The 10,055-nt window shown below is 52.1% G+C and carries 7 protein-coding genes; 4 read left to right on the forward strand and 3 right to left on the reverse strand.

Annotated features, from left to right (window positions below; all coding sequences use genetic code 11):
• The 3 genes from Q0X57_RS05940 to Q0X57_RS05950 all read right to left on the reverse strand — a co-directional run.
• Nucleotides 1–746: phosphate acyltransferase (locus Q0X57_RS05940; protein ID WP_297728962.1), on the reverse strand; the 746-nt coding region annotated here is incomplete at its 3' end.
• Nucleotides 747–836: 90 nt separating this feature from the next.
• Nucleotides 837–1,457, reverse strand: a complete 621-nt coding sequence (locus tag Q0X57_RS05945; protein ID WP_297728964.1) for a DUF2284 domain-containing protein — start codon at nucleotides 1,455–1,457, stop codon at nucleotides 837–839.
• On the reverse strand, nucleotides 1,450–3,156 hold the full coding sequence (locus tag Q0X57_RS05950) for an AMP-binding protein (protein ID WP_297728967.1): 1,707 nt from the start codon (nucleotides 3,154–3,156) through the stop codon (nucleotides 1,450–1,452). Before Q0X57_RS05950 ends, Q0X57_RS05945 begins: the two co-directional genes overlap by 8 nt.
• A 451-nt stretch (nucleotides 3,157–3,607) precedes the next feature.
• On the opposite strand from Q0X57_RS05950, the gene Q0X57_RS05955 reads away from it, so the two are divergent.
• From Q0X57_RS05955 to Q0X57_RS05970, 4 genes are all read left to right on the forward strand, one after another.
• Nucleotides 3,608–4,087, forward strand: a complete 480-nt coding sequence (locus tag Q0X57_RS05955) for a thioredoxin domain-containing protein (protein WP_297728971.1) — start codon at nucleotides 3,608–3,610, stop codon at nucleotides 4,085–4,087.
• Between the two features lie 39 nt (nucleotides 4,088–4,126).
• Nucleotides 4,127–4,651 (forward strand): thiol peroxidase, encoded by a 525-nt coding sequence (gene tpx / locus Q0X57_RS05960; protein ID WP_297728974.1) that lies wholly within the window; start codon nucleotides 4,127–4,129, stop codon nucleotides 4,649–4,651.
• Between the two features lie 136 nt (nucleotides 4,652–4,787).
• Entirely contained in the window at nucleotides 4,788–7,403 is a 2,616-nt protein-coding gene (locus Q0X57_RS05965; protein ID WP_297728978.1) for an FISUMP domain-containing protein, read from the forward strand.
• Between the two features lie 31 nt (nucleotides 7,404–7,434).
• Complete coding sequence (locus Q0X57_RS05970) at nucleotides 7,435–9,741, forward strand: two-component regulator propeller domain-containing protein (RefSeq protein WP_297728981.1); 2,307 nt, start codon at nucleotides 7,435–7,437, stop codon at nucleotides 9,739–9,741.
• Nucleotides 9,742–10,055: the final 314 nt, after the last annotated feature.

Below are 10,055 nucleotides of genomic sequence, written 5' to 3' on the forward strand. Positions count from 1 at the left end.
GCGTCAGCCTGTAGCTCACCGTCGATGAGTAGATCAGGAGCCATCTCCTTAGCGATCTTGTAAGCCTCCGTAACCTTGTCAATCATCTCGCTCTTGGCAGAGCCCTTTGTAGAGTAGCTTAGGAGGGCAACGCGTGGCTCCATGTCACCAATGCTACGAGCCGTATCGGCAGAAGCGATGGCTATCTGAGCAAGCTCGTTGCTGTCAGGATTGGGCGTGACGGCGCAGTCGGCAAAGATGAAGAAGCCGTTCTCGCCATACTCCTTGAGCGGAGAGAAGATGAGGAATGCGCCACTGACCACCTTGAGCCCTGGGCGAGTCTTGATAAGCTGTAGTGCAGGACGGAGCACATTGCCCGTTGTATTGTGTGCACCAGCTACCTCACCGTCAGCGTCGCCAGACTTGATCATCAGGCAGGCGAGGTAGAGCGGATTGACCACTAGCTCGTCAGCCTGCTCACGGGTCATGCCCTTAGACTTACGCAGCTCCATCAGGAGGTCACGATAAGCCTCACGGCGTGCGTGATTTTGCGGATCGATGATCTCAGCCTGGTCAATGTGCTTGAGCCCTAGCTCAGCAGCCTTAGCCTGGATCTCAGCGGGGTTGCCTAGGAGGATGATGTGAGCGATGCCGTCAGCGAGGATGCGATCAGCAGCTTGGAGGGTGCGAGGCTCGAGACCCTCGGGGAGTACGATGCGCTGCTTGTTTGCCTTAGCGCGCTGTACGTTCTTTTGAAGTAGTTCCATAGAGGTGTATGATAAGTTTATATTGATGTGCAGTCTTTAGCTCCACAAAGTTACAAAATAAAGAGCAGAGCCTCTACGCACACCTAACCTCTAAAGTCTAACCTCTAGTCTCTCAAACTCTCTCTCAGGGAGTGGCTCGGCCGAGAGCAGTGCCGAGACCATCGTAAGGTAGCGTGGCGGATGCCCCTCCTCGCCCCACACCATCGGGATGCCAGCTAGGCGCTCTGTGGTGCCACTCAGGTCAAAGCCCCACGACTCAAGCGATGAACGCATCTGGTCGGGGTGACGGCAAGGCTCGCCAGCACGACGTGTACACTCCTGTGGCTGGCAGAGCCGACAGCGACCTGCCGTAAAGAGCCGACTCCCCGCATGCTGTCGCTCTAGCTGATAGAGGAGCGGATCAATCCAGTCTCGCACGGCTCTCATCAAGCGAAAGCAGTAGTCCCCCACCTCGGCTGGCTGACACGCAGCCCACGACTGCTCATCTGGCGTGACACGATGCACGAGGATATGAGCGTAGTGGTAGTGCGCCAGCGCCTCCCGCACATCAAAGGCAAAGGGCGGGCAAGACCAATTGGTCAAGTAAGTAGGACAATGCTCGCACAGAGCGAGGAAACGCTCAGGGTCAAAGTACTCCGCCATATACGCCTCTAGAGGCAGCTGGCGGAGTGTCCCCTTGATACGATAAGCTGGCTCAGTGATGCTACCCATTGGTCTGCGTCACCTCAATGCCATCCTTGTATAGGTGTCTCTTGATGCTGCGCTTGGGCGACTTGATGAAGGGGGTTCTCTGCAGGACAAACTTGGTCACCATCTCGTAGGAGCCTAGCTTAGCATTGAGCTGCTTACGCTGATCTTTGATCCGCTCCCACGCCTCTTCCATAGTTAGTCCCGCCTGCTTGGCAGCCAGTTCGTCGGGATAGACGAGAGCCTCGAGACGGCCATTCTTCTGATAGACCAAACTCTCTGCCACAAAGTGGAAATTATTGAGCTTAGCCTCGATCTCTTCGGGGTAAATGTTTTGGCCATTAGCCCCTAGGATCATTGTCTTAGAGCGACCGAGGATGAAGAGATTGCCCCGCTTGTCCAGACGTCCTAGGTCACCCGTACGCATCCAGCCGTCCGAGGTGAAGAGATGCTTATTGATCTCGGGGAGCTTGTTGTAGCCAAGGCATACATTGTCACCACGCACCTGTATCTCACCGACACCTGGAGCTAGCGGCTGGTCAAAGTCTTCTGGCACCTCAACACGTATATCCATATGAGGCAGGGAGCGCCCCGCAGATAGGGGCACCCAGTGGCGATGGTTGCTGTAAGAAATGAGCGGTGCGCACTCGGTCATACCGTAGCCGACGGTGAGCGGGAAGCCGATACGATGTAGGAAGAGCCCCACCTCCTTGGAGAGCGGAGCACCCCCGACGATCACCTCGCGGAAGTTGCCCCCGAGTCCCTCGGTAAGCTTCTTGCGGATCACTCGGTAGACCAGCTTGCGTAGGAGCGGGACACGCAGGAGTGCCTTGATCGCAGGGCGCTCTATGACGGGAACGATAGACTGCTTGTAGATCTTCTCCAAGATAAGTGGCACGGAGATGATGAGCACGGGGCGTATCTCGGCAAAGGCTTGCATCAATATCCTAGGCGAAGGGACCTTACCTAAGATATGCGTGTGGACACCAATGTAAAGAGCTGCAAGCATGTTGAAAGCGCAACTGTACGTGTGTGCCAATGGCAAGAAACAGATAATCTGCTCGCCGCTAAACATAAGATCCAGAGAGTCTGCGTAGATGGCATTACCCGCTAGATTGCCGGCTGTGATCAGTACCCCTTTGCTAAATCCAGTTGTACCTGAGGTATAGTTGATTACGACCAACTCATCATTGCCCACCTCGGGGTAGACAATGTCAGTGCGACGAAAACCCTTGGGGTAAAAGCGTGCCACAAAGGGTGCAAAGGGAAGGAGCTGCTTGTAGTCATACGGCATCCCCGAGCGAGCGTACCGCCAAGTGATCTTTTTGAGGTCAAAGATCGTCTGCACCATCGGCAGATCCTCCTCCGGATTGAGCTTTGACAAGATAAGATCGTCTATAAAGAGGAGCTTCGCCTCACTGTGATTGATGATCGTCTTAGCGTCCTCGACATTGAAGTCCTGCAGTATCGGGACGATCACAGCGCCGTAAGTGATCGTAGCCATAAAGATGACGCACCAGTGCACCGAGTCGGCGCCCATCAGGGCGACACGGTCACCACGCTGTATGCCGGTCTCCTTATATATGTAGTGTAGGTGTGCGATCTGTAGCGCTAAGTCTCGATAAGATATCGTATAGCCAGTGGCGTAATCCGATAGAGCCGGCTGTCGGAAGTGCTCTCGGAAGCTCGCCTCGTAAGCCTTGATAAGATTGTCTGGGTACATAAGTGCTATCTTCTGTTATGTAAGCATGTGGCGCAAAGTTACGAAATCAAGCCCTAACATCACCGAAGTCAAAGGTCAATTCCACCCGCTAATGCAATCTCTCCCGAGGAAATCGGAAATCTCCACGGAGGAAACGAAATTTCTCCACCGAGGGGCGAAATAAAACTTCGGAAGAATGGAATGAAACTTCGGAAGAATGAAATGAAAGTTCGGAAGAATTCCTTCGTACCTCGCTGGATAATCAAAAATCTCCACCGAGGAATCGCCCGATTTCCTCCAGTTCGGACGTAGATGCTCCCCATTCAGTACAATGCGGCTGTCATAAATAACACTAACACTTTCGGAAAGCGTGCCGTGCGGTGGGGCGCATTGAGACTGGAGTGTGCGATGAGTTTTTTGCAATGTCAGGAGTTTTCCATACCTTAGAGGGCGATTTGAACATGTATATCATATGAATCCAATACAATCTATACAGAAGTCTCTTCTGATGCTCGCTGCTCTACTCACACTGAGTGTAGCCTGCACTGCTCAGAGCAAGAAAGAGTCTGGAAGCTCCAAAGCTGAGATCCAGCACATCAATGCTAACTATATGCGTGAGCATATCTACGACTTTGATGCTCACCCCGACACCTTTGTATACAAGGGCACCAAGCCCGCCATCATTGACTTTTACGCTGACTGGTGCCGTCCCTGTCGACAGCTAGCGCCTAAGCTACAAGAGGTGGCCGATCGATACGCTGACCAGCTCGTTGTATACAAGGTCAATGTGGACGAAAATCCGCAACTGGCATCACTCTTTGGCGTACAGAGCATACCAATGGTACTCTTCGTACCTCTTGATGATCTACCCTACAAGAGTCTCGGTGATCTCCCTATGGAGCACATCGAGGGGCTCTTGAGCAAAATAGGAGTCAAGACGAACAAGCAATAAAACACTTGATACACAGTAACTATAAAATCACAATAAACTATGTCTACAGTAAAGTTTCAAGATAAGATAACCATCACACTTTCTGGCGAACAGCCCAAAGTAGGGACGATAGCTCCAGACTTTGAGCTAGTCCGCAAGGATCTCTCCACAGCCAAGCTCTCGGACTACCGTGGCAAGCGTGTTGTCCTCAACATCTTCCCCAGCATAGACACTGGTGTCTGCGCAGCATCCGTACGTCGCTTCAACGCTGAGGCGGCTAAGCTTGACAACACGGTCGTCCTCTGCATCTCTCAGGATCTACCCTTTGCTCAGGCTCGTTTCTGCGGTGCTGAGGGGCTGGACAATGTAGAGACGCTCTCTACCTTCCGCTGCTGTACGGTACCCTCTTCTGTACCTGCTTTTTGCAAGAGCTACGGGCTTATGATGCAGGATGGACCACTCGCTGGTCTTCAGGCACGTTGCGTCATCGTCATTGATGCCGAGGGCAAGATTATCTACGAGGAGTTAGTCCCCGAGATCGCCCAAGAGCCTAACTACGACAAGGCTATCGCTGCGCTTCAGTAAGCGAACATCCACACAGAGGGAGACGACGGCCACACAGCCCCCTGTCTCTCCACACACGACAGCGGCACCACGCCCCAAACATTACGCTATGGAGCATGGGGCCGCTTTTTTTTCCATATACATCACCTCCTATCTTATGAAAAGAACTACCATACTATTACTCCTCCTCACCGCACTCTGTCAATCGCTCGGAGCTCAGGTTCAAGTACCTAAGCCTAGTGATGCGGACTTTGCTACGAGTAACGTACTCGCTGTCTACGATGGCGGATTGCGCATAGCTACTATCTGCCGTGAATATATCGTCGACAGCAACCTTAAGAAGGGCGTCGTCGCTGATGTTCTCTACCTAGCTAATGCAGACGGCTCCACCAACTATGCCTTCGGTTACGACCTTAAGGAGTCAACTCACTACAACTGGAATCTAGCAAAAAACAGCTGTGACCGTCTTTCTATAGATATGGAGTACGAGGGACTCTTTATCTCTCCGACCCTAACCGTTAGCTATGCTAAGCTTGCTAACGCTCGTACCGCTACACTTCAACCTCTGCTCCTCATCGATCAGCGAGGTAACGAGACAACAAGCTATGGCATCGTCAAGATTGGCGCACAGCTATGGATGCGAGAGAACCTCGCGACACTGCGCTGGCGTGACGGGTCGGCTATTACGACTGGACTTACCAAGCCACAGTGGCAGAGTACCAAAGAGGCTGCAGTATGTTATTACAACAACGACCTCAATTTACTCGCTTCACATGGTGCTCTCTACAACTTCTTTACCGTAATTGATCCTCGTGGACTAGCTCCCGAGGGGTGGACTGTACCTAGCGACGATGAGTGGCACTCGATGATACAGTACGTAGACCCCAAGGGCTTTGAGCCCAATCCTGACGACCTAAGTCGCGAGTCCGAACACGCAGGCTTACTACTCAAGAGTACTGAGGGGTGGAAGGTTGCCCCCGTACATGACGATGGCGCTGTCCTCAAGCAGGGCAATAACTTGACAGGCTTCAACGCACGCCCCATGGGTAGCACATCACAGTCTAAGTGGATGGACTACTCTGCTGAGGGGTTGCAAGCGTACTTCTGGACCTCATCAACTTATGAGAATAATGCACTCTTCAGACGATTCTATTGGGAACAAGATATTGCAAACAGATTTTTTGAGAGCAAGAACTACGGTTACTCTGTCCGTTGTGTCCAGCCTGCAACAAAAGTAGAGATCGTCCCCTCCGCTCCGCAAGTGATAACTGGCGTACAGCTAGAAAGCGGTATCAATGCTCAGACACCCTTTATGATTCGTGCCGTCAGCAAGAGCGGTGAGATCGTAGTCACAGACGCTTCTGGGGCCAAGCACCCCTTTACGGTGGACAAGAGCATCGACCAACTCATGGGAGGTGTCGGTACGCTCGTTTCCCTACCCGCCTCAGAGCACAATAGCAAGCTAACCATCTCTGGCGACCTCATCTACCTCGACCTCTCGGGACAGGAGGTCACATCGTGCCGCGTCGGAGAGGCGAACCTACTACGAGCGCTTATACTCAACAATAATAAGCTCACCCAGCTGACACTCCCCACGCTACCTGAACTGCGTCTGCTCTATGCGCACTCTAACCAGCTACAAAGTGTATCCCTAGGAGCGCAACCACAGCTCACCGAGTTGGTTCTTATGAGCAACCTACTCTCAAAGGTAGACTTGTCGCAGCTTCCAGCACTCAAGCATCTAGGCATAGCGATGAACCAGCTTACAGAGCTAGACCTAACGCACAACGTAGCTCTCCAAGGCCTCGACTGTCAAAAGAACAAGCTCACAGAGCTGCATATCGCGCTCCTCACACAGCTCAAAGAGCTACACTGCTCTAAGAACAAGATCGCGATGCTCCCCGTGGCGGATCTGACGCAGCTCGAGAAGCTATACTGTGCAGACAATAAGCTCAAGATGCTTGACATCTCTAAGCTCAATAATCTCACTGAGATAAACTGTAGCAGCAATGAGCTCTCCACCCTTGATCTCAAAGGCAAGAAGGGCCTCACGGAACTCTACGCCTTTACCAACCAGTTTTCTCAGCTAGACCTCAGCGAGGCAAAAGCTCTTGAGACGATCAGCATAGGAGACAATCAGCTATCACAGCTAGCTCTTACGGATATGAGGCAACTTGTTTCTCTCTCGGCTCCCTTTAACACACTCTCTCAGCTGACGCTCACCGACTGCCCCAATCTCGGAGCCGTCTCTGTCTTTGCTAATAGGCTAGCAAGCATCTCCCTAGCAAACTGTCCTAAGCTCACAATCCTAGAGATCAACAACAACCGCTTTACCGATCCACTACCCCTAGTGGAGAGTCTACCGACTCATCCTGACCTAAAGGACAATGCTGGTTACATCGTCTTCCTCAATAGTACTGAGTATGGCGACTTCCCCGAGGGCAATATCAAGAGCGATGCCTTCATCACCGCTGCCAATAAGAAGGGTTGGGTCGTACTCAATGGAGAGACACCGCTCATGACCCACATCTCCGAGGTCACCCCTGAAGCTACGGGGCAGATCATCCCGACAGACCACGAGGGGTGCTACGAGATCGTTGGGGCAAGCCCCGCTTTGTGGCAAGTCTACACAGCCGAGGGACTGCTCGTAGCGACCAGCCGTCAGGCGCACGCTGACAACGTCATCGACCTCTCTCAGCTACCGCACGGAGTCTACCTTGTACGGCTTATCACCCACGACGGCTCACAACAAAGCTACCGCATCGTCCGATAGTTTGGCATTAAGAAAAACCAAATAAACATTTATGACGCCAAGACATTCTCTACAGAGTCTGCTGACTCTATTCGGAGGTCTACTTTGCGGCTTGTGTTGTGTCACTCAGGGTGCCACAGCACAAGCCCCCACGACCCCACGCATCAACTGGACTGTAACCAATACAGCCAGCACCTCATCAGGTCTACCATCTGACGAGCTCGTATCCCTACGCTTCACCGCAGATGGTAAGCTGTGGGTGAGTACAAACATAGCTTTCGCCAGCTACGATGGAACCAATTGGCACACCTATGGTGCTGACGATGGACTTATGTGGGGTGAGGTACTGATGGGCAAGGTCTATATTGACCCACAGCAAAATGTATGGCTCACCTCTGACGAGCATGGGATGGCGCGAATAGACCCCTCAGGATCCGTGAAGCTCTATATGCCAAACGAAGATGTCAAGCAGGGGCTGGCCAGTGAACTAGTTCTAGACATCGTACAGGACAACAAGCAGGGATATTACATCTCCAATTGGGCACAAGGTGGCACGACACTCTCCCACCTCAGTGCTGAGGGCGTGTGGCAACATTATAACTTTAACATCGTGGGTAGCAACCCATTTGACAAGCTCCTCTGTCTTGCTTACGACAAGGAGCGAGGGGTACTCTACGGGGGGACACTCTTTTCAGGAGTTATGTACTTCGATGGGGTGCAGTTTGTACCGCTTACAGAGGAGTATCAGACGTCTGTCAGCGAACTAACGATCTCTGGCGACACCCTCTATGCTGCTACCGATCTAGGATTGATGCGAGTCAATCTAGTCAATAAAGCTTTCGTCTCGATGATGACCACGGCAGAAGGACTTGCCGATAACTTCTCCACCTCTGTTGCTGTAGACGCTCAAGGCGCTATATGGGTAGGCTCAGACGGTGCTGGAGTAACACGCATCTCACCTCTAGGGGAGACGACCATATACAACACCACCAATGGACTCTCTGCAAATGATATAAACTCCATCGCTTTCTCTCCACAGACAGGGCGTCCTTACCTTGCCACACGACACGGAGGTGTCTGCTATCAGACAGCCGAAGGCTCTTGGAAGTATATAGGCTCCAACGGCCTAGCTAGCAATAGTGTCAATGGGATGCTCTTCGATGGGACTAGTCAGTGGTATGCGACCTCTGCGGGTGTATCACACTTCGACGGGAAGATATGGCACAACCACAAGCTCCAGAGAGAAGACAATAAGGGATTCGCAAAGGAGTACATCTCCCGCATACTGATGGACAGTCGCCCCGACAAAAAGAACGTATGGGCCTCTGGTTATGGTGGCGTAGCGCAGTATAATATGGAGCAGCAGGAGTGGCGCATCTATCCCTATACGACCACTATAGAGAAGGAGGGCGAAGCTCCTACGACTCACTATCCGCAGATTGCGCTGATGCAGACCACCAATGGCGACTTTTGGGTCACAACCTTTGGTGAGCGACTAGGCTTCGGCACTTTCAAGCCTGAGGACGGCAGCTTCTCCTTCTATAATGACAAAGACATCTCCGTTTTGCCTGATGGTTGTAACTCATTCTTTACCGCAGTCGAAGCGCCCGATGAGTCTATATGGTTCTGCTCTGTCGATGGCGTACTCATACGAGACAAGAAAGGCGAGTACCGTATGGAGCGCTTCCCCATAGAGATCCAAGTAACCGACCCCAACACGGGCAAACCCGTCACAGGCTACGACAATAATGTTCGTAATGTCACCTTTGCTGCTGATGGCAAGGTGTGGATTAGCAAGCTCAGCGGGATCATCATCTACGATCCCAAGAGTGGAGACAAGGTCACTGAGACAGGTCCTGCTGACGACCCGATGGCTATCGTCACGAAGATTGTCTTCGACAAGGAGGGCAATGCCTTCATCGGGACACTCCTCGATGGACTCTTCGTCCGCACCAAAGAGGGTCTCTACCGCCACCTCGATGAGTCGTATGGCTTGGGACTGAAGCAGCAGATCTTCGACCTCTATATGAGAGAGGACAAACTATATGTCTGCACGGATCTCGGAGTCTTTGAGACCACTCAATATGCCGAAATCATCGAGCAGATAAGAGCTAACGAACCTATCGTGTCAGGGATAGCTCCTCTCTTCAAGCTCTACCCCAATCCCACCACAGACTACGTTATCTTACCTTCCGAGGCTTTGGCATATCGACTGATAGACATGCAGGGCGCACTCATCCTCACAGGTTCCGACAGCAAGCTACACCAGGTCAATCTGCAGGGAGTACCCGCAGGGCGCTACATACTGAGCTACCTCGTGGGCGAGCAGTGGATTAACGAGCAGCTAATAGTCAAGTAGTCTACACCCCTAAATACAGCTGCCTTACGAAAACAACAGACAGCTCCACGACAGAGGGCTCGATCGCTAAGGAGATGCGGTCGAGCCCTCTGCTTTTTGTGCCAAACTATGGAGGTAAGCGCAATCTCTACCGAGGAAATCGGAAATATCCACGTGAGGACGAAAGATTATCCACGTGGGCGAGAAATGAAACTTCGGAGGAGTCAAATGAAACTTCGGAGGAATCAAATGAAACTTCGGAGGAATTTTTTCGTGCCTACGTGGAGAATATAAATTGTCCACGTGGCGGGTTGACATTTTCCACGTGGCTATCG

It is taken from the genome of uncultured Porphyromonas sp., assembly GCF_947254915.1.
Lineage (GTDB): Bacteria > Bacteroidota > Bacteroidia > Bacteroidales > Porphyromonadaceae > Porphyromonas.

Excerpts from the sequence above, each read along its gene's own strand:
- Q0X57_RS05965 (WP_297728978.1), top strand. The coding sequence starts at position 4,788 with ATGAAAAGAACTACCATACTATTACTCCTCCTCACCGCACTCTGTCAA.
- Q0X57_RS05945 (WP_297728964.1), bottom strand. The coding sequence starts at position 1,457 with ATGGGTAGCATCACTGAGCCAGCTTATCGTATCAAGGGGACACTCCGC.
- Q0X57_RS05950 (WP_297728967.1), bottom strand. The coding sequence starts at position 3,156 with ATGTACCCAGACAATCTTATCAAGGCTTACGAGGCGAGCTTCCGAGAG.
- tpx (WP_297728974.1), top strand. The coding sequence starts at position 4,127 with ATGTCTACAGTAAAGTTTCAAGATAAGATAACCATCACACTTTCTGGC.
- Q0X57_RS05970 (WP_297728981.1), top strand. The coding sequence starts at position 7,435 with ATGACGCCAAGACATTCTCTACAGAGTCTGCTGACTCTATTCGGAGGT.
- Q0X57_RS05955 (WP_297728971.1), top strand. The coding sequence starts at position 3,608 with ATGAATCCAATACAATCTATACAGAAGTCTCTTCTGATGCTCGCTGCT.